Here is an 18,497-nt window from a genome sequence, read left to right as displayed (position 1 = left end):
CCGGAGTTCTTTCAGGAATACCGCGGAACCGGCTTTGCCGGGCCGCAGGTATTGCCCCCTGCAAGGGGGTTGGCGAAGCGACACGAAGTGCGCGCAGCCTGGGGGTGTGCCACGTTCAGGCGTTGAAGTACCAGCGGATCGAGTGGAAGAAGATCGGGGCGGCGAAGCACAGCGCATCGACCCGGTCGAGAAGGCCGTTGGCTCCCGTCACGCCCACGCCCTTCTGGCCCCAGTTCGGAATCCCCCGGTCGCGCTTGAGTGCCTTCATCACGAGGTGCCCCATCGATCCCGCGATGCAGGCAATGACCGATACCGCCAGCGCTTGCCCGAACCTGAACGGCGTGATGAACGAGAACAGCGCGCCCACCAGGCTGGCCACGACGATGCCGATACCCCAGCTGGTCCAGTTGAAGCTGCGGCTCACGTTGGGCGCGAAGGGCGTGCGCTGCATGCGGCGCGAGATCAGGTGCTGCACCAGCACCGAGGTCTGCACCACGAACACCAGGAAGAACACGAGGAACGCGCTCTTGCCTTCGTAGCCCGGAAAGCTCAGCAGCAGCAGCGCAGGCACGTGGCTCATGCCGTAGACGCAGACCATGATGCCCCACTGCAGCTTGGCGTTGCGCTCGAGGAACTGGCTCGGGTCGTCGGCCAGCGCGCTCGCCACCGGGATCGCGAGGAACACGTAGACCGGGATGAACACGGTGAACAGGTCGAAGCGCGCGGTGGCCACCAGCCAGAACTGGATCGGCAGCACCACGAAGAAGGCCAGGATCAGGCTGCGGTGGTCGCCGCGCCGCGTGGGCGAGAGCGTGATGAACTCGCGCAGCGCGAAAAAGGAAATCAGCGCGAACAGCACGGTGGCCACGGTTTCGCCCAGCGCCCAGCCGATCCAGAAGATGATCACCATGAACCAGGTGGTGCCCAGCAGCGCGCGGAAGTGCGCCAACTCGGCCTGCCAGGCGGCGTCGTGCACGGGGTTTCGGCGCTCCCGGAAGGTGAGGAAGAACGCGGTGGCGCTCACGATTGCGAGCAGGCCGAAGACGATGAGGAAGAGTGCAGCGACCTGCTGGGTCGGGGTGAGGCTGCGCAGGAACTGGTTCATCTGTCGGTCATTTCAGACATCGCGCAAGGCAATCACCGCGGCACGCGCACGATCAAGGAAGGGCCGGCGCTCTTCGCCTTCTTCGACACGGATCGGCGCGCCGAAAGTGACCGAGCAGAGGATGGGCACTGGCACGATCTCGCCCTTGGGCATCACGCGCTGCACGTTGTCGATCCAGGCGGGCACCAGCACCACCTCTGGGAACATCGTGGCTAGCGTGTAGAGGCCCGACTTGAACTTCTGCGGCTCGCCCGTGTGGCCGCGCGTGCCCTCGGGAAAGATGATGATCGAGTCGCCGCTTCGCAGGGCTTCGACGAGGGGCGCAAGCGGATCGGGCGCAGGAGCTGCCGCGACGGGCGGGGCTTCGGGTTCTGCCGACGGAGGCGGCGGGGCAGGGGGCTCCGGCAGGTCGAGCCGGCCTTGCGCTTCGGGCACCGTCTCGGCGGGCGGTTCCGGTGTCGTCAATGGCAGCAGGGGCTCCATCGACGGCTCGATGCGCTCGGCCGGTGAGGGAGCGACGGCTCGCGCAGCGGGCGCTGGCGGCGGGGCCTCGACCGCCACAGGGGCAGGGGATGCCGTCGCAGCAGGCGCCGCCTGGCGCTCCACGTACACCGCGTTGAACACCTCCGTCGTGATCCAGCGCTTGACCGGCGTGTTGGCCCAGTAGTCGCGCGCCGCGATCGGCCGCGTGATGCTGCGCAGCTCCTCGGGCAGCGCCGCCCAGATCATCACCAGGTCGGCATGGCTCTGGTGGTTGGCGAAGTAGATGCGCTGCTCGGCCTTCGGCGGACAGCCATACCAGCGCGCCTGGGCGCCTGTGAGCAACCGGACGATTCCCAACAACAACCAACCCGTGAGCTTTGCCAGCATATGGGCGCGATGATACGGGCCATGCGATGGCGTCTCGATCCTCTTTCACTCGTGTGGGCGGCGGCCCTGTTCTTCGTTCTCGTGCTGCTGGCCACCGTCGGCGCGCGCTGGGGCTGGCTGCGCAGCTTCTTCGGCGACGTGCTGGCCGTGGTGTGGGTGTACTTCGTCTTCAGGACCGCGATCGCCGCACGCGTATGGCCGCTGGCATTGGCCGCGCTGGGCGTGGGGCTCGCGGTCGAGCTCGGGCAATACCTCGCGGCGGCGTGGCACCTGCACATCCCGAATCGCGCCTTGCGCATCGTGCTCGGCAGCACGGCCGACTGGTGGGACGTGCTGGCCTATGTGATCGGCTTCGGTGCGGTGCTGGCCATCGAAGGCCTGCGCGGCACGCTCAGGGCAGTTCGGCCGCAGGCATCCGTGCCATGACCGTCGACGCCCGCCCGCTCAGGTAGGGCGAACCGAGCCGGCGCTCGAAGAACCTGGGGCTCGGCAGCATCACCGCGAGGCGCGCGGCCTCGCTGGTGCTCAGGCGCGAGGCAGGCTTGCGGAAGTAGTGCTGCGACGCCGCCTCGGCACCGAACACGCCTTCGCCCCACTCGACATTGTTGAGATAGATCTCGAGGATGCGCCGCTTGTCCAGCAGCACTTCGAGCAGCGTGGCGAGCACCAGCTCCTGGCCCTTGCGCAGCAAGGTGCGTTCGCTGGACAGCAGCAGGTTCTTCGCGAGCTGCTGCGTGATGGTCGATCCGCCGCGCAGCTGCACGGGCCGCACCGGCTTGCCGCGTGCCAAGGCGCGCGCCGCGCGTTTGGCGGCCAGCTCCTCGGCCTTGGCGTTGCGCTGGCGCGCGCGCTCGATGGCTTCCCACTCCACCCCGTTGTGGTCGACGAAGCCGGCGTCCTCGCTCGCGATGACGGCGCGCTTGAGCGTGTCGTTGATCTGCGAATAGGGCACCCACTGCTGCCGCCAGCCGCCGCCGCTGCCCTGGTGGATGGCAATCTGGAAGGCTTCGGAGCGCTGGAACGCGGTGCTCTGCGGATCGACCACGGCCATTGCCGCGATGCGCGCCACGAAGAACAGCTCGAGTGCCGCGCCCGCCACCACGAGGCAGGCGATCAGGCGCAGCACGGCTTTCATTTTTTCGCAGCGGCGAGCGATGCGCGCACTTCGGCCAGCACCTGTGCGGAAGGCGGGCGCACGCCGCGCCAGATCTCGAACGACTCGGCCGCCTGCTCGACGAGCATGCCCAGCCCGTCGCGCGCCACCGCGCCATGCGCCTCGGCCCAGTCCATGAAGCCCGCGGCCGCGGGGCCGTACATCATGTCGACCGCGAGCCCGCCGGCGCGCAGCACGCTGGCCGTCACCGGCACCGCATCGCCCGCGAGGCTGGAGGCGGTGGCGTTGACCACCACGTCGAAGGCGCCCGGCACTTCGTCGAGCGCCCAGGCCTCGAGCGAGGCGCCATGGCGCAGCGCGAGGGCCGCATGGCGGCGCACCAGCTCGACGGCCTTGCCGAGGGTGCGGTTCGCGACCACGACGCGCGAGACGCCCGCATCGAGCAGCGGGCCGAGCACGCCGGCTGCCGCACCGCCCGCACCGATCAGCAGCAGCGCCTTGCCTTTCAGCGGCACGCCCGCGTTGCGCACGATGTCGTTGACCAGGCCGATGCCGTCGGTGTTGTCCGCATGGATGCTGCCGTCGGCGTCGAAGCGTAGCGTGTTGGCCGCCTGCGCGAGCAGGGCGCGTTCGCTGGTGTGCTGCGCCAGCGCAGCGGCTTCGAACTTGAAGGGGACCGTGATGTTGCAGCCGCGCGCGGTGTCGCCGCGTTCGGCGGCTTCGCTGCGAAAGGCCGCGATGCCTTCGGCGAAGGCGCCGAGCGGAATCAGCCGCCGGCCATAGTCCAGCTGCTGGCCGCAGAGTTCGGCAAAACGCGCGTGGATGCCGGGCGAGCGGCTGTGCTCGACCGGGTTGCCCATGACGCAGTACAGGTCCATGGCGTCTGCCTCCTTGGGTTTTCTTGTCGTCTACTGCGAGGAGAGTTCGACCGACCCGTCGTGTGCAAACCGGAAGTGCGGCCGGATCACGATCTGGTCCGCATGCTCCTTGCGCATCGCATCGGTGAACTTGCCGAAGTTGCCGACGCTGGCAACGATGGCCTGGGCGCGCCGGTCCAGCACGGGAGTGCCCGAGCTTTCATCGACCACCGTCGAGAGCAGTCGGCCGTCGAAGTTGACCGTGATAGTCATCGTGAGCTCGCCATAGAGCTTCTTGCCGGCGAGCGTCGGGAAGTTGGCTGTGCCCTGCGCTTCCACCCGGCGGCGCAGCGAGTCCACGTAGCTCGCGAAGGCCGCTTCCCGCGTGAAGGGGCTCAGGAAGCGCTTCTTCGGGCGTGCGTTTTCCTCGTTCACGCGGCGCTCGATCTCGGCCAGCAGGTTGATCATCTGCCGGCGCTTTTCTTCCTGCGCCGTGGCCTCGGTCGGGTCGCCGGGGTTGCGCGGGTCGGGCGCAGGCATTGCGGCGAGCTCTCGCTTGAGCTGGGTGAGCATCTGCAACTGCTCGGTCTGCATCGCATCGACCTTGCGCTGCGCGTCCTCGAACGAATCGCCGACGGTGGTGAAGCTCGACGGCGGCAGCGGGCTGGTCGCGCGGCCCTTGTCGAGGTCGCCGCCGCCCGCAAGCGAGGTCTGCGCCCGCAGCCGGGCGCTGGGGTCGGGCTTGTCGTTGGTCTTTGTGTTGACCAGGATCACTTCGAGCGGCGTGTCGCTGAAGACCTTGTTGAACGATTCGGGATCGACGAAGCGCACCGCGAGCAGCACGGCATGCGCAATGACCGACACGCCCAGTGCAATCTGCAGCGTGCTGAGGTCCTTGAAGTTCATTCTCGAAATTCCTCCAGGGGGCGCATTTCTCCGGACGATCTGCCGAAGTTCATGCTGGCGTGTTTTCGGGTGCGGCTTCGCTGTCGCTCAGGTCGACGGCAATGGCGATCGGGCCTGCGACCACCTCTTCTTCCTCTCCGCTCTCTTCGTCGACGGCCGCATCGGCCTTCGGCGCGTCGAGGCGTTCGAGCACGGTGCCGGTCACGTCGAGCGCGATCTCGTCGATCTCGCCGAGCTTCACGCGCAGCCGTGCGCCGCGTTCCTGCTGGCCGGCCACCGGGAACACCAGCGGCAGCGTGTCGGCACGCACCAGCGCGCCGTTCGGCAGGTCCTTGATGACGGTGGCTTCGAGTTCGGTGATGCCCTGCTGCTGCAGGTACTTCAGCGTCCAGAAGCGTTCCATGCCGCCCTGGTAGGCGTTGTACGTGGCATAGGCCGCGTCGAAGCCGGAGAGGATCGAGAACAGGTCGGCGTCCTTCGGCTTGAAAGGCGCGGCCAGTGCAGCGGTCTTGCCGTGGCGCGCCGCCGCGATGATCTGCCACTGGTTCACGAGGTCGGTATAGCGGCGCAGCGGCGAGGTGCTCCACGCGTAGCTCTTCACGCCCAGGCCCGCATGCGGCAGCGCGCGCGTGCCCATGCGCACCTTGATGCCGGGCGCGAGGCTCGCCTGGCTGCGGTAGAGGCCGGGCACGCCCAGTTCGCCGAGCCAGCCGCCCCAGCTGCTGTTGGCCAGGATCATCGCCTCGGACACGATCAGGTCGAGCGGCGCGCCGCGCTGGCGCGTGCTGATCTGCACCTGCTCGCTGCCGGTGGGCTCGCCGTCGTTGCCGACGAGGCGGAAGTTGTAGTCGGGCCGGTTGAAGTTCTCGGGCTTGCCGCGCACCACCTCGCGCTGCGCCTTCAACTGCTTGGCGAGGCGGAACAGGAAGGAGAGCGGGGCGCGCAGGTTCGCGGCGGCTTCGGGCGTGTCGTCGCTCTGGAACGCGCCGTCCTCCAGCCAAGGCTGCGTGACGACGCTGTCGAGCTGGTCGTGGCGCAGGTTGGCCACGATCGGCACGCGCTCCAGTTTCGTTTCGGTGGCTTGCAGTTCCAGCGTGGCTTCGTCGAAGCGCGCATAGAGCGACACGGCAGGCCGGTCACCGCCTTCGAGCAGGGTGTAGGTGTTGACCACGTCGTCGGGCAGCATCGTGATCTTGTAGCCCGGCATGTAGACCGTCGACATGCGCGCACGCGCCACGTTGTCGATGGCGCTGCCCGGCGTCAGCGCCAGAGCCGGCGCCGCGATGTGGATGCCGACCGTGACGGTGCCCGTGCCCAAGCCTTGCACCGAGAGCGCGTCGTCGATCTCGGTGGTCTGCGAATCGTCGATCGAGAAGGCCTGCAAGCCGGACGCCACCGGCAGGTCGTCCACGATGGCCGGTGCCGCGAGCGCGGGAAAACCGGTGCCCTTGGGAAAGTTCTCGAACAGGAAGCGGCGCCAGTGGAACTGGTAGGGCGAGTCGATGGCGCCGGCGCGCTCCAGCAGATCGAGCGGCGGGCGCTGCGTGGCGCGCGAGGCGTCGACCACGGCCTTGTATTCGGGGGCGTTCTTGTCGGGGCGGAACAGGATCTTGTAGAGCTGCTCGCGCACCGGTGCGGGGCACACGCCTTCGGCCAACTGCGCGGCCCATTCGGCGATCTGCGCCTGGATGGCTTTTTTCTTCTCGATGGCGGCCAACGCCTGCTGCACGATCTCGGCCGGCGCCTTCTTGAAGCGCCCCTTGCCCGCGCGGCGGAAATAGTGCGGCGCCTCGAACAGCGCGAACAGGGCGGCGGCCTGCTGCGCCAGCGAGGGCTTGTCGCTGAAATAATCGGCTGCGAGATCGGCAAAGCCGAATTCCCCCTCGGCCGCGAATTCCCAGGCGAGGTCGAGGTCCATGGCGGCGGCGAGCGTGCGCGCCTCGGCGATCAGGTCGGCGGGCGACGGTTTCTCGAAACGCAGCACGATGTTGGCGCCCTTGACCTTTACGCGCTTGCCGGTGTCGAGTTCGACCTGTGCCGACGCCTCGGCCTCCGACAGCACGCGGCCGCCGAGGTACTTGCCGGCTTCTTCAAACAATACAAACATCCCTCGATTGTCCCACGCTGAAAACCGGCGCGATCCAATTCCAGGATGCGGTGGAACCGGCCTTGCCGGGCCGCAGGCATCGCCCCCTGCAAGGGGATTGGCGCAGCGACATGAAGTGCGCGAAGCCCGGGGGTGTACCTAGATCGGGTTGATGAACGCCATGACGTCGTCGAGATGCGCTTTCTCGAAGTCGGAGAGGGCGTGGTCGCTGCCTTCGAGCAGCTTGATGTTGCTGTCGGGATAGCGCGCGGACATCTCATGCCAGTCGAGCGCTTCGTCGCCCTTGGCGATGATGGCGAAGACGCGCTCGGGCCGCGTGAGCGGGCCGACTTCCATCGCACGCAGTTCGTGGATGTATTCGGGGCGGAAGTAGAAATGCTCGGCCGGGTCGTGCCAGAGGGTCTGGTCGCCGATATAGCGCGTGAGGTCGCGTGCGGGATGCACGGCCGGATTGAGCAGCACCGCGCGGCAGCGCGTCATGCCGGCCACGTAGGTCGCGTAGTACCCGCCGAGCGACGAGCCCACCACCGCCATCGACTTGCGCGGCCAATGCGCGATGCCCTTCATCACCATGTCGATGGCATCGTGCGGCGACGGCGGCAATTGCGGGCACCACCACTGCAGGTTCGGGTGGCGCTGCGCCACGCGTTCCGCGACGATCCGGGCCTTGGTCGAACGAGGCGAAGAACGGAAGCCGTGCAGATAGAGCAGGTGAGTGGTGTGCGCATCCATGCGAGGAAAGGACGGGAGGTGCGGCTGTTGCACCTCGCTTGGCGGGACCGGGTAATTCTGCATGAGGTCTGTTCTCGCGAGGCCGCTTCCAACATACGAAAAGCCCGCTGTGCGGGGGTTCTTCGGGAACGCTATAGCTTACTGAGGCCTGGGGCGCGTGGGCACCCTGTGTACGCGGAATCCAAAAGTACTCATGTGATGGCCAAGGGGTGCAGGTGGCCTGCGTTCGGGCTACGTCACATGCGAGAGAGGGGCTCGCCTCGGAAAAGCGCGGTTTCGTGGAGCCTTGCGATGTGCATCCCATGAACCGGGTAGGCGCGTACGGATTCGGTGGGGGCGCCGAGGCTTATGCTCTGCCCATGAACACTGAGGCTCAGGAGGACGCGACGCTGCACCGCTGGGGTGTGCTCGTTGTCGAAGACGACAGCCGCGCGCGCGCCTTTTTCGAGGCCAGCGTGCAGCGCAGCCCACGCCTTTTCTGGCTCGGCAGCGCCGGAACGGTGCAGGAAGCGCTGGGATGGCTGGCCCGCACCGCCACCATTCCCGACGTGCTGCTGGTCGACCTCGGCATGCCCGACGGCACGGGCCTCGATGTGATCCGGGACGCGGTCGCGCGCTTTCCTGGCTGCGAGCCGCTGGTGGTGTCGGTCTTCGGCGACGAGGAGAACGTGCTCGCCAGCATCGAAGCAGGGGCCGTGGGCTACATCCACAAGGACGCCGCACCGGAGGACATCGCGCAGACCATCGTGGAGATGAAGGCTGGCGCCTCCCCGATCTCGCCCATGATCGCGCGGCGCGTGCTCGCGAAGTACCGCAGCCTGCAATCGGCGGCCCCTCCCGGCGCGGCGCCGGGGGCAGCGCCCGAAGCCGCCGCGGAAGAGTCCGACCGCGGCCTGCTGTCGGCGCGCGAGCACGAGGTGCTGACGCTCATCGCTCGCGGCTTCTCGTACGCGGAAATCGCGCGGCTCAAAGGACTGAGCGTGCACACGGTGCAGACCCACATCAAGAATCTCTACGGAAAGCTCGCCGTGCATTCCAAGAGCGAGGCGGTTTTCGAAGCGACGCGTCTCGGCCTGTTGTCTCATCCGGGCTGAACGCAGATGCGACCAAGTCGGGTGCTGCTGCTGGTGCTTTGGCTGGCGATGCTCTTCGCGGGTATCCCCGGCGTCTGCGGCGCGGCCGCGTACGAGGCACCGATCGAACTGCGCCAGGGCACCGTCACGACCTCTGTCGACGGCACCACGCGCACGGGGCCTGTCGAGCTGCCCTACCACTGGGACCGCCGGCACCAGGGGCGTCCCGGCCTGGCGAGCTTCGATCTGCCGTTCAGGCTCGAGGCCGTGCCCGAGACACCGTGGGGCATCTTCATCCCGCGCGTCGGCAACGTTTTCGAGGTGCAGCTCAACGACGCGCTGCTGCAGGTCTACGGCGACCTGAGCCGCGGCAATGATGCCGACTACGCCAAGGCGCCCATCTACGTGCCGGTGCCCGGGCGCCTGCTGCGAACGGGCGACAACCTCCTGCAGATCCGGCTGCGCGCCGACACCGCGCGGCGCGCGGGGCTTTCGCGGGTGGTCATCGGGCCGGCCACGCCGGTGCGCAACGAACTCTTCGAGAGTGCCTACGCATGGCGCTTCACCGGCTCGGTGCTGCTGATGGCCTTCAGCCTGATCGTGGGCGGCATCGCGTTGGCGCTGTGGCTGACGCAGGTCGACGCCGATGCCAGGGGCGCGCAGCGGCGCGACGGCATTTACTTCTGGGCCGCGCTGGCCGAGTTCTGCTGGGCGCTGCGGGTGGCCGACGGCGTGATCGCGGAGCCGCCGCTGTCCTGGGGGCCATGGGGCGTGCTGATGGCCGCCTGCTATGCGGGCTGGGCAGCCTCTTCCATGATGTTCGTCTATCACCTTGCGGGATGGGCGCGCGAGCGCCGCGGCCGGTGGGTGCGCTGGCCGATCGCGGGCGTCGTGGCGGGGACGGTGCTGTCCATTGCGCTGTCGCTGCAGCGCGACGAGCCGATGTGGCTCACCGGCTGGCTCGCCGTCGAGATCGTTTTCGTCCTGGCCTTCGCCGGCGCCTTCGCGGTTGCCACCCTGCGCAAGCCGAACGCCGAGAAGCTGCTGGTGGCCGGCGCTGCCCTGGTGACGGTGGCCTTCGGCACGCGCGACTGGCTGGTGATCCGCCTCGGCGACGCCTATGGCGAGACCACCTGGGTGCGCTATTCGTCGGTGTTCTTCGGCGTGGCGCTGCTGCTGATCGTGCTGCGGCGCTTTCGCGCGGCGAGCGTGCAGGCGCGCGGCTCGGTCGCGGCGCTCGCCGAGCGGGTGGCCCAGCGCGAGCGCGAGCTCGCGGCCACCTACGCAGAGCTCGAAGCGGCGGCGCGCGACCAGGCGCGCACCCACGAGCGCGAACGCATCCTGCGCGAGATGCACGACGGCGTGGGCTCGCACATCAGCTCGGCGATCCGGCAGCTGCAGTCAGGCCAGAGCAGCTCGGGCGATCTGCTGCGCACGCTGCGCGATTCGCTGGACCAGCTGAAGCTGTCGATCGATTCGATCCACCTGCCGCCGGGCGACGTGGGCGCGCTGCTGGCGGCGGCGCGCTACCGGCTGGAACCCCGGCTGGCGGCGGCGGGCATCGAGTTCGAATGGGCGGTGGACGAGGTGGAGCCGGTAGAAGGGCTCGACGCGCTGGGCATGCGGCAGTTGCAGTTCCTGCTGTTCGAGGCGATCTCCAACGTGCTGCAGCATGCGCAGGCCACCGTGCTGCGGTTCGAAGCCGGCATGCAGGGCAAGACGGTGCAGCTGCGGGTGATCGACAACGGCAAGGGCTTCGACGCGGTGAAGCACCTGCCGCGGTCGCTGGCGGAGCGCTCGGGGGCCATCGGGGCCCGGCTGGCGGTGGAAAGCCGACCCGGGCGCACGGTCGTTCAGCTCGAATTCGATTGAGGGGGCTGGCGGGGCAGGGATAATCCGCCCCCATGTCTGCCGTGTTCAACCAGCCCTCCCTGGCGCGTCGCATCGCGCCCATCTTCCAGGGCTTCGACGGCTTTCTGGCCTTCGCCGTGCTGCTGCTCGCGTTCGCCGGGCTGCTGACCATGTATTCCTCCGGCTACGACCACGGCTCGCGCTTCGTCGACCATGGCCGCAACATGCTGCTGGCCGGCTTCATCATGTTCGCGGTGGCGCAGGTGCCGCCGCAGCGGCTGATGCTGGCGGCCGTGCCGCTCTACACGATGGGCGTGGCCCTGCTGGTGGCGGTGGCGCTGTTCGGCATCACCAAGAAGGGCGCCACGCGCTGGATCAACGTGGGCGTCGTGATCCAGCCCAGCGAAATCCTGAAGATCGCGATGCCGCTGATGCTGGCCTGGTGGTTCCAGCGGCGCGAGGGCCAGTTGCGGCCACTCGATTTCGTGGTGGCGACGGTGCTGCTGGCGGTGCCGGTCGGCCTCATCATGAAGCAGCCCGACCTCGGCACCTCGCTGCTGGTGCTGGCGGCCGGGCTGGCGGTGATCTTCTTTGCCGGGCTGCCATGGAAGCTGATCGTGCCGCCGGTGCTGATCGGCGCGGTGGCCGTCACGCTGATCGTGGGTTTCGAGTCGAGGCTGTGCGCTGACGGGGTCGACTGGCGCGTGCTGCACGACTACCAGAAGCAGCGCGTGTGCACGCTGCTCGACCCCAGCAAGGACCCGCTGGGCAAGGGTTTCCACATCATCCAGGGGATGATCGCCATCGGTTCGGGCGGGGTGGGCGGCAAGGGCTTCATGCAGGGCACCCAGACGCACCTCGAGTTCATTCCCGAGCGCACCACCGACTTCATCTTTGCCGCGTATTCCGAGGAGTTCGGGCTGATGGGCAACCTGGCGCTGATCTCGGCCTTCATCCTGCTGGTCTTTCGCGGGCTGGTCATCGCCACCAACGCGGCCACCCTGTTCTCGCGCCTGCTGGCGGGAGCGGTGACGATGATTTTCTTCACCTATGCCTTCGTGAACATGGGCATGGTCAGCGGCATTTTGCCGGTGGTGGGGGTGCCGCTGCCGTTCATCAGCTACGGCGGCACCGCCATGGTGACGCTCGGGTTGGGGCTGGGCATCCTGATGTCTATCGCCCGGGCCCGAAAACTGGCTCAAAGCTAGCGCGCCCCCAGGCCAGGAACACCGGGGAACCGGCCTTGCCGGGCCTCCGGTGTCCCCGGCAGGGGGAAGGCGAAGCGACGCGAAGTGCGCGCAGCCTGGGGGCGAGCCATAGAATCCTGAAATGATCTCTCGCGAACCCACCATCGAGCGCCTCGCCACGGCGCAACAGCTCCTGCTCACGCCGTTCGGACTCGACGAATCGCACCTGAGCAAGGCCTTGGCCGAGATCACCGCGCACCGGGTGGACGACGCCGACCTGTACTTCCAGTACACCCGCAGCGAAGGCTGGAGCCTCGAAGAGGGCATCGTCAAGACCGGCAGCTTCAGCATCGACCAGGGCGTTGGCGTGCGCGCGGTCAGTGGCGAGAAAACCGCCTTCGCTTACTCCGACGATATTTCCGAAGCCTCGCTGCTCGACGCGGCGCGCACGGTCCGCTCCATTTCCTCCGCTGGCCGCACCGGCCGCGTGAAGACGGCGACCCGCAAGATCGCCTCCAGCCGCTCGCTCTACGACGGCATCGACCCCATCGCCACGCTCGACAGCACCGCCAAGGTGAAGCTGCTCGAAAAGGTCGAAAAACTGGCCCGCTCGCGCGATCCGCGCGTCGCGCAGGTCATGGCCGGCCTCGCAAGCGAATACGACGTGGTGCTCGTGGCCCGCGCCGACGGCACGCTGGCCGCCGACGTGCGCCCGCTGGTGCGCCTGTCGGTCACCGTGATCGCCGAGCAGAACGGCCGTCGCGAAATCGGCTCCGGTGGTGGCGGCGGGCGTTTCGGCCTGGCCTATTTCACCGACGAGCAGATCGCCGAATACGTCGACCACGCCGTGAAGGCCGCGCTGACCAACCTCGACGCGCGCCCGGCCCCGGCCGGCGAAATGACCGTGGTGCTCGGCTCCGGCTGGCCCGGCATCCTGTTGCACGAGGCCATCGGCCACGGGCTCGAGGGCGACTTCAACCGCAAGGGCTCCAGCGCATTCTCGGGCCGCATCGGCCAGCGCGTGGCGGCCAAGGGCGTCACCGTGCTCGACGACGGCACCATTGCCGACCGCCGCGGCTCGCTCAACGTCGACGACGAGGGCAACGCCAGCCAGCGCAACGTGCTGATCGAGGACGGCATCCTCAAGGGCTACATCCAGGATGCGCTCAACGCGCGCCTCATGAAGGTCAAGCCCACCGGCAACGGCCGCCGCGAGAGCTACGCCCACGTGCCGATGCCGCGCATGACGAACACCTACATGCTCGGCGGCGACAAGGACCCGAAGGAAATCGTCGCCAGCATCAAGAAGGGCCTGTACGCCACCAACTTCGGCGGCGGGCAGGTCGACATCACGAGCGGCAAGTTCGTGTTCTCGGCCAGCGAGGCCTACTGGGTCGAGAACGGCAAGATCCAGTACCCCGTGAAGGGCGCGACCATCGTGGGCAACGGCCCCGACGCGCTCACCCGCGTGACCATGATCGGCAACGACATGGCGCTCGACTCCGGCGTCGGCACCTGCGGCAAGGAAGGCCAGAGCGTGCCCGTGGGCGTCGGCCAGCCGACCCTGCGCATCGATGGTTTGACCGTAGGCGGAACGGCCTGAGAGCTTGCTAAGCTGCGCTCCTTCACAAACTAGGAAGGAGCTTTCGATGATGAGGATCAGGATCAATTCGTCCGCGACCCTGTGGGCCGTGACTGCAGCGGTGGCGCTGGCAGGCGCAGGCTGCGCGTCGCGCGGCGGCAGCCAGGGCGCGGCTGCGCCGGCACCCGCGGCCGCTCCCGCCGCACCGGCCCGCGGCGGCGCGAAGGCCGGCATGGATGCCCAGGGCAACGTGGTCGATTCCTCCAAGGTCGAGGCTGGCAGCGGCCGCACCGTCAAGGGCCTGAACGGCTACGAAGGCGAGATCACCGGCAACCCGGCGCGCAACAGCAAGTTCGCGCGCCTGCAGATCGGCATGAGCGCCAGGCAGGTCACGGACCTCGCGGGCCCGCCGACCGACCAGGGGGCCTACGTCACCGGCAAGGCCTTCATTCCGTTCTATTTCGGCAGCGACCGCCACCGCTACGAAATGACCTACAAGGGGCAGGGGCGGCTGGTCTTCGCGGGCGGCGGCATGGGCGACTATTCCAGCGGCAACCTGATCTGGATCATCCACAACCCGAACGAATCGGGCTACCGATAAACAACGCACGTCCCGGCCGCTTGACCGGGATTTTTCTTTCCGTGCTACATTTCGCCTCCATGTCCGCTCTTCGCGCTTATTTCTTTGCCTACTTTTGGTTCCCGGTTTCCGGCGGACGAGAGGCGAGCGCGTAAAGCAAACGAACACCCTCCCAAAACCGCCGGTGGCCTCAAGCCCCCGGCGGTTTTTTTATGCCCTGACGACATTCACTCCAACAAGGAAGCACCCATGAGCACGAACACTGCCCCCGCCAGCGACAGCTGGTATGCGAGCGTCGAAAAAACCAGCAAGACCGACGACGAACGCATCAAGGACATCAACGTGCTGCCCCCTCCCGAACATCTGATCCGCTTCTTCCCGATCCGCGGCACGCCGGTCGAAACGCTGATCGAAGGCACGCGCCGCAGCATCCACAACATCATGGCCGGCAAGGACGACCGGCTGCTGGTGATCATGGGTCCCTGCTCGATCCATGACCCGGCCGCCGCGCTCGAATACGCCCGCCGCCTCAAGGTCGAGCGCGAGAAATACGCCGGCACGCTCGAGATCGTGATGCGCGTGTACTTCGAGAAGCCGCGCACGACGGTCGGCTGGAAGGGCCTCATCAACGACCCGTACCTCGACGAGAGCTTCCGCATCGACGAAGGCCTGCGCATCGCGCGCCAGCTGCTGATCGACATCAACCGCCTGGGCCTGCCGGCGGGCAGCGAGTTCCTCGACGTGATCTCGCCGCAGTACATCGGCGACCTGATTTCCTGGGGCGCCATCGGCGCGCGCACCACCGAAAGCCAGGTGCACCGCGAACTGGCCTCGGGCCTGTCGGCTCCGATCGGCTTCAAGAACGGCACCGACGGCAACATCCGCATCGCCACCGACGCCATCCAGGCGGCGGCGCGCGGCCATCACTTCCTGTCGGTGCACAAGAATGGCCAGGTCGCCATCGTGCAGACCAACGGCAACCGCGACTGCCACGTGATCCTGCGTGGCGGCAAGGCGCCGAACTACGACGCCGCCAGCGTCGAGGCCGCCTGCAAGGACCTGGAAGCCGCCAAGCTGCCGCCCACGCTGATGGTCGACTGCAGCCACGCCAACAGCTCCAAGCAGCACCAGAAGCAGATCGACGTGGCGAAGGACATCGCTGCGCAGATCGCCGGCGGCTCCAACCGCGTGTTCGGCGTGATGGTCGAAAGCCACCTGCAGCCGGGCGCCCAGAAGTTCACGCCGGGCAAGGACCAGCTGTCGGGCCTCGAGTACGGCAAGAGCATCACCGACGCCTGCATCGGCTGGGACGATTCGGTGCAGGTGCTCGACACGCTGTCGCAAGCGGTCAAGCAGCGCCGGGGTTAAAGCATTTCGGCCAGGTCGGGCCAGTGGTGCCGCATCGACGCAGCCTCGCTGCTGTCGGTCGGCACCATCGAGAAGTCGGCGAAATCGAAGCCGGGCCCGACCATGCAGGCGACCAGCGTGTAGTCGCCCGAGCTGTGGCCCTGAATCGGCCGGGCGGCCTGCCATTGGCCGGCGGGCACCACGTGCTGGGGACGCGTGCCGTGCACATCGACTGGGCCCAGCTTCACGTGGGCCGGCGCCGTGCGCATCGCGGCGTCGCAGGTCCACAGTGCCAGCGGCACGCCTTCAAGATGAACCCAGACCTCGTCGGACAGCACCCGATGCCAGCGCGAATGCTGGTTTGCTTCGAGCAGGAAGTAGATGCTGGTCAGCGCGCTGCGGGGCGCGCGGCCGTCGACGGGCTCCACGCTGGCGGGCGATCGGAACACCTCGGCATACCAGCCGCCCTCGGGGTGGGGCTGGAGCTTCAGGGCGTCGATCAGCTCACGCGCGCGCATGGCGCTCATGATGCGTGGGTGGCGCGTAGCGCCGCAAGCAGTTTGTCGTGCACGCCGCCGAAGCCGCCGTTGCTCATGCAGACGATGTGATCGCCCGGCCGGGCGGCGGCCACGACCTGCCTCACGAGCGGCTCGATGGCCCCGGCCACCTGCGCGCGCGCGCCCATCGGCGCAAGCGCCGCCGCCGCGTCCCAGTCGAGCCCCGCCGTGTGGCAGAACGACAGGTCGGCCGACTCCAGGCTCCACGGCAACTGCGCTGCCATGACGCCCAGCTTCATCGTGTTGCTGCGCGGTTCGAAGGCCGCGAGGATGCGCTCACTTTGCTTGCCGGCCGCGTCGAGCTTCTGGCGCAGGCCGTCGAGCGTGGTGCGGATGGCCGTCGGATGATGCGCGAAATCGTCGTAGACCGTGATCGCCCCGCCGTTGTGCTCGACCGTGCCGCGCAGTTCCATGCGCCGGCGCACATTGCGGAAGCTGCCCAGCGCCCGGGCCGCTTCGGCCGGCGCCACACCCACGTGCTCGGCCGCGGCGATGGCGGCCAGCGCATTCATCTGGTTGTGCAGGCCCGAGAGCTCCCATTCGACCCGGCCGACGACTTCGCCTTGCTGCAGCACGTCGAAAGCGTCGTGCGAGCCGCGCGCCTGCCATTCGCCGCCGGCACCGAAGCGCGCGAGTTCGCTCCAGCAGCCCTGGGCCAGCACACGCTGCAGGCTTTCTTCGGCAGCGTTCACCACCACCCGGCCGGTGCCCGGCACCGTGCGCACGAGGTGATGAAACTGGCGTTCGATGGCGGCAAGATCGTCGAAGATGTCGGCATGATCGAACTCGAGGTTGTTCAGCACGGCGGTGCGCGGCCGGTAGTGCACGAACTTGCTGCGCTTGTCGAAGAAGGCCGTGTCGTACTCGTCGGCCTCGATCACGAAGGCAGGGCCGTCGCCCAACCGGGCCGAGACGCCGAAGTCCAGCGGCACGCCGCCCACCAGGAAGCCGGGTGCCTTGCCGCCTTTTTCCAGCACCCAGGCCAGCATCGACGTGGTCGTCGTCTTGCCATGCGTGCCGGCCACGGCCAGCACATGGCGGCCCAGCAGCACGTGTTCGGCCAGCCATTGCGGGCCGCTGGTGTAGGGCTTGCCGGCGTCGAGGATGGCCTCCATCAGCGGGAACTTGGGGCTGCCGTCAGGCAGCCGCGCCCGGGACACCACGTTGCCGACCACGAACATGTCCGGTGCCAGGGAGAGCTGCTCGGCGCCGAAACCCTCGATCAGGTCGATGCCGAGGGCGCGCAGCTGGTCGCTCATCGGCGGGTACACGCCGGCGTCGCAGCCCGTGACCCGGTGGCCTGCCTCGCGCGCCAGGGCGGCCACGCCGCCCATGAACGTGCCGCAGATACCCAGAATATGAATGTGCATCGGTCGATTCTAGGGAAGCGGCATGCCGCGCCCGTGCCGGGGCCGCGTGTTTCTCCCGCTCTTCGTACTGATGTTCATGTGAGGGGCGCCCGCTGCGGGCAAAATGCCCCGATGGACACGTCCAAGCGTGAAATTGCCGCTGCTGCTGCCCGCCTCGTCGTCGAGGAGGGGCTGGAATACGGCCCGGCCAAGCGCCGGGCCCTGCGCGACCTGGGCCTTTCGGCGCGCACCGCGCTGCCGAACAACGACGAGGTCGAGGCCGAGGTGCGCGAGTACATCGAGCTTTTCTGCGCCGATACCCAGCCTCAGGAACTGCATGTGTTGCGGCTGCTCGCGCTCGAGTGGATGGAGCGCATGGCCGCGTTCCGCCCCCATGTGGGCGGTGCCGTGTGGCACGGAACGGCGACACGGTTGTCGGATATTTATATTCAGTTGTTCTGCGATGACTCCAAATCGGCCGAAATCGCCTTAATTGATCACCATGTGGACTATGAGCCGCGCATGGTGACCGGCTTCCACGGCGAGCAGGTCGAGGCCCTGAGCGTGCATGCTCCGAGCCGCGCGCTCGGCGAGGAGATCGGCGTGCACCTGCTGGTCTACGACCTCGACGACCTGCGCGGTGCCCTGAAGCCCGACGCCCAGGGGCGCGCGCCGCGTGGCGACCTGGCTGCGCTGCGCCGACTGATCGAACAAGAAAAGGACAAGTGAATGAATTCTTCGCCCACCCGACGCGGCATGCTTTATGCCGGCGTGGCGGCAGCGGCTGCGGCCGCCGGGTTTGGCGGCGCCTGGTGGAAGGAGCGCAGCAGCGGCGCGGGCGGTGAGATGCTCGACGCGGCCTTCTGGGCCCAGAGTTTCGAGCGGCCGGAGGGTGGTGACCTCGTGCTGTCGAGCTTGCGCGGCAAGCCGCTGCTGCTCAACTTCTGGGCGACGTGGTGCCCGCCATGCGTTGAGGAAATGCCCCTGATCGACGCCTTTTTCCGCGAACAGGGTGCTAATGGCTGGCAAGTGGTCGGATTGGCCATCGACCAGCCGAGTGCCGTGCGCAAGTTCCTGCAGCGTACGCCGGTGACCTATCCGACGGGCCTGGCCGGCTTGCAGGGCACGGAGCTGGTCAAGAATCTAGGCAACACGGGCGGCGGTTTGCCCTTCACGCTGGTCCTGAATGCGAACGGCTCCGTGGCCGCCCGTAAAATGGGCAAGCTCGATGCTGCCGACCTGAACACTTGGCGGCGTGAACTGGTTCACGGTTAGAATCA

18 protein-coding genes are annotated in these 18,497 nt (G+C 67.8%); 9 read left to right on the top strand and 9 right to left on the bottom strand.

Translation table 11 applies throughout. The annotated features are described in order from the left end of the window. Positions 1-115 precede the first annotated feature (115 nt). Positions 116-1,105: a phosphatidate cytidylyltransferase gene (locus ACCD11_RS19625; RefSeq protein ID WP_007831391.1), complete on the bottom strand. Its 990-nt coding sequence runs from the start codon at positions 1,103-1,105 to the stop codon at positions 116-118. A 12-nt stretch (positions 1,106-1,117) separates the two neighbouring features. Beyond that, positions 1,118-1,975 (bottom strand): lysophospholipid acyltransferase family protein, encoded by an 858-nt coding sequence (locus ACCD11_RS19620; protein ID WP_413315125.1) that lies wholly within the window; start codon positions 1,973-1,975, stop codon positions 1,118-1,120. Between ACCD11_RS19620 and ACCD11_RS19615 the strand changes: the two genes are divergently transcribed. Then, a complete protein-coding gene (locus ACCD11_RS19615; protein ID WP_413315124.1) occupies positions 1,976-2,401 on the top strand; it encodes a DUF2809 domain-containing protein in 426 nt (141 codons plus the stop codon). Here ACCD11_RS19615 and mtgA read toward each other — a convergent pair. From mtgA to ACCD11_RS19590, 5 genes are all read right to left on the bottom strand, one after another. After that, entirely contained in the window at positions 2,367-3,110 is a 744-nt protein-coding gene (gene mtgA / locus ACCD11_RS19610; RefSeq protein ID WP_413315123.1) for a monofunctional biosynthetic peptidoglycan transglycosylase, read from the bottom strand. The two genes, ACCD11_RS19615 and mtgA, sit on opposite strands and share 35 nt — an antisense overlap. After that, the gene (gene aroE, locus ACCD11_RS19605) at positions 3,107-3,967 is read right to left on the bottom strand and encodes a shikimate dehydrogenase (protein ID WP_413315122.1); all 861 of its coding nucleotides are present in this window, start codon (positions 3,965-3,967) and stop codon (positions 3,107-3,109) included. The genes mtgA and aroE overlap by 4 nt, the downstream gene beginning before the upstream one ends. A gap of 30 nt (positions 3,968-3,997) precedes the next feature. Beyond that, positions 3,998-4,852: an energy transducer TonB gene (locus tag ACCD11_RS19600; protein ID WP_413315121.1), complete on the bottom strand. Its 855-nt coding sequence runs from the start codon at positions 4,850-4,852 to the stop codon at positions 3,998-4,000. Between the two features lie 49 nt (positions 4,853-4,901). Further along, positions 4,902-6,959 carry a ribonuclease catalytic domain-containing protein gene (locus tag ACCD11_RS19595; protein ID WP_413315120.1) on the bottom strand — a complete coding sequence of 686 codons (2,058 nt, stop codon included), beginning with the start codon at positions 6,957-6,959 and terminating at the stop codon, positions 4,902-4,904. A gap of 138 nt (positions 6,960-7,097) precedes the next feature. Next, entirely contained in the window at positions 7,098-7,691 is a 594-nt protein-coding gene (locus tag ACCD11_RS19590) for a YqiA/YcfP family alpha/beta fold hydrolase (protein WP_042673102.1), read from the bottom strand. Between the two features lie 359 nt (positions 7,692-8,050). Between ACCD11_RS19590 and ACCD11_RS19585 the strand changes: the two genes are divergently transcribed. From ACCD11_RS19585 to ACCD11_RS19560, 6 genes are all read left to right on the top strand, one after another. Further along, positions 8,051-8,785 (top strand): response regulator transcription factor, encoded by a 735-nt coding sequence (locus tag ACCD11_RS19585; RefSeq protein ID WP_042673104.1) that lies wholly within the window; start codon positions 8,051-8,053, stop codon positions 8,783-8,785. A gap of 6 nt (positions 8,786-8,791) precedes the next feature. Beyond that, positions 8,792-10,636 (top strand): sensor histidine kinase, encoded by a 1,845-nt coding sequence (locus ACCD11_RS19580; RefSeq protein WP_413315119.1) that lies wholly within the window; start codon positions 8,792-8,794, stop codon positions 10,634-10,636. 32 nt (positions 10,637-10,668) lie between these two features. Continuing rightward, entirely contained in the window at positions 10,669-11,823 is a 1,155-nt protein-coding gene (gene rodA / locus ACCD11_RS19575; protein ID WP_007831412.1) for a rod shape-determining protein RodA, read from the top strand. A 121-nt stretch (positions 11,824-11,944) separates the two neighbouring features. After that, the gene (gene tldD / locus ACCD11_RS19570; protein ID WP_413315118.1) at positions 11,945-13,405 is read left to right on the top strand and encodes a metalloprotease TldD; all 1,461 of its coding nucleotides are present in this window, start codon (positions 11,945-11,947) and stop codon (positions 13,403-13,405) included. Between the two features lie 46 nt (positions 13,406-13,451). After that, positions 13,452-13,985 (top strand): hypothetical protein, encoded by a 534-nt coding sequence (locus ACCD11_RS19565; protein WP_007831416.1) that lies wholly within the window; start codon positions 13,452-13,454, stop codon positions 13,983-13,985. Between the two features lie 228 nt (positions 13,986-14,213). Next, positions 14,214-15,332 carry a 3-deoxy-7-phosphoheptulonate synthase gene (locus tag ACCD11_RS19560; RefSeq protein ID WP_056597427.1) on the top strand — a complete coding sequence of 373 codons (1,119 nt, stop codon included), beginning with the start codon at positions 14,214-14,216 and terminating at the stop codon, positions 15,330-15,332. On the opposite strand, the gene ACCD11_RS19555 is transcribed toward ACCD11_RS19560, so the two are convergent. Together ACCD11_RS19555 and mpl are read right to left on the bottom strand one after the other, a co-directional pair. Further along, positions 15,329-15,838 carry a cupin domain-containing protein gene (locus ACCD11_RS19555; RefSeq protein ID WP_007831420.1) on the bottom strand — a complete coding sequence of 170 codons (510 nt, stop codon included), beginning with the start codon at positions 15,836-15,838 and terminating at the stop codon, positions 15,329-15,331. The two genes, ACCD11_RS19560 and ACCD11_RS19555, sit on opposite strands and share 4 nt — an antisense overlap. Next, positions 15,835-17,238, bottom strand: coding sequence for a UDP-N-acetylmuramate:L-alanyl-gamma-D-glutamyl-meso-diaminopimelate ligase (mpl, locus tag ACCD11_RS19550; protein WP_413315117.1), 1,404 nt, complete (start codon positions 17,236-17,238; stop codon positions 15,835-15,837). The genes ACCD11_RS19555 and mpl overlap by 4 nt, the downstream gene beginning before the upstream one ends. 111 nt (positions 17,239-17,349) lie before the next feature. Between mpl and ACCD11_RS19545 the strand changes: the two genes are divergently transcribed. Both ACCD11_RS19545 and ACCD11_RS19540 read left to right on the top strand, forming a co-directional pair. Next, positions 17,350-17,946 (top strand): hypothetical protein, encoded by a 597-nt coding sequence (locus ACCD11_RS19545; RefSeq protein WP_413315116.1) that lies wholly within the window; start codon positions 17,350-17,352, stop codon positions 17,944-17,946. Then, positions 17,947-18,492 (top strand): TlpA family protein disulfide reductase, encoded by a 546-nt coding sequence (locus ACCD11_RS19540; RefSeq protein WP_413315115.1) that lies wholly within the window; start codon positions 17,947-17,949, stop codon positions 18,490-18,492. Positions 18,493-18,497 lie beyond the last annotated feature (5 nt).

The sequence above is a fragment of the Variovorax sp. Varisp36 genome (genome assembly GCF_047304235.1).
Lineage (GTDB): Bacteria > Pseudomonadota > Gammaproteobacteria > Burkholderiales > Burkholderiaceae_C > Variovorax.
This window is presented reverse-complemented; position numbering and strand designations above follow the sequence as displayed.

Coding starts and splice junctions, on each gene's coding strand:
- ACCD11_RS19625 (WP_007831391.1), bottom strand. CDS start 1,105: ATGAACCAGTTCCTGCGCAGCCTCACCCCGACCCAGCAGGTCGCTGCA.
- ACCD11_RS19620 (WP_413315125.1), bottom strand. CDS start 1,975: ATGCTGGCAAAGCTCACGGGTTGGTTGTTGTTGGGAATCGTCCGGTTG.
- ACCD11_RS19615 (WP_413315124.1), top strand. CDS start 1,976: ATGGGCGCGATGATACGGGCCATGCGATGGCGTCTCGATCCTCTTTCA.
- mtgA (WP_413315123.1), bottom strand. CDS start 3,110: ATGAAAGCCGTGCTGCGCCTGATCGCCTGCCTCGTGGTGGCGGGCGCG.
- aroE (WP_413315122.1), bottom strand. CDS start 3,967: ATGGACCTGTACTGCGTCATGGGCAACCCGGTCGAGCACAGCCGCTCG.
- ACCD11_RS19600 (WP_413315121.1), bottom strand. CDS start 4,852: ATGAACTTCAAGGACCTCAGCACGCTGCAGATTGCACTGGGCGTGTCG.
- ACCD11_RS19595 (WP_413315120.1), bottom strand. CDS start 6,959: ATGTTTGTATTGTTTGAAGAAGCCGGCAAGTACCTCGGCGGCCGCGTG.
- ACCD11_RS19590 (WP_042673102.1), bottom strand. CDS start 7,691: ATGGATGCGCACACCACTCACCTGCTCTATCTGCACGGCTTCCGTTCT.
- ACCD11_RS19585 (WP_042673104.1), top strand. CDS start 8,051: ATGAACACTGAGGCTCAGGAGGACGCGACGCTGCACCGCTGGGGTGTG.
- ACCD11_RS19580 (WP_413315119.1), top strand. CDS start 8,792: ATGCGACCAAGTCGGGTGCTGCTGCTGGTGCTTTGGCTGGCGATGCTC.
- rodA (WP_007831412.1), top strand. CDS start 10,669: ATGTCTGCCGTGTTCAACCAGCCCTCCCTGGCGCGTCGCATCGCGCCC.
- tldD (WP_413315118.1), top strand. CDS start 11,945: ATGATCTCTCGCGAACCCACCATCGAGCGCCTCGCCACGGCGCAACAG.
- ACCD11_RS19565 (WP_007831416.1), top strand. CDS start 13,452: ATGATGAGGATCAGGATCAATTCGTCCGCGACCCTGTGGGCCGTGACT.
- ACCD11_RS19560 (WP_056597427.1), top strand. CDS start 14,214: ATGAGCACGAACACTGCCCCCGCCAGCGACAGCTGGTATGCGAGCGTC.
- ACCD11_RS19555 (WP_007831420.1), bottom strand. CDS start 15,838: ATGAGCGCCATGCGCGCGCGTGAGCTGATCGACGCCCTGAAGCTCCAG.
- mpl (WP_413315117.1), bottom strand. CDS start 17,238: ATGCACATTCATATTCTGGGTATCTGCGGCACGTTCATGGGCGGCGTG.
- ACCD11_RS19545 (WP_413315116.1), top strand. CDS start 17,350: ATGGACACGTCCAAGCGTGAAATTGCCGCTGCTGCTGCCCGCCTCGTC.
- ACCD11_RS19540 (WP_413315115.1), top strand. CDS start 17,947: ATGAATTCTTCGCCCACCCGACGCGGCATGCTTTATGCCGGCGTGGCG.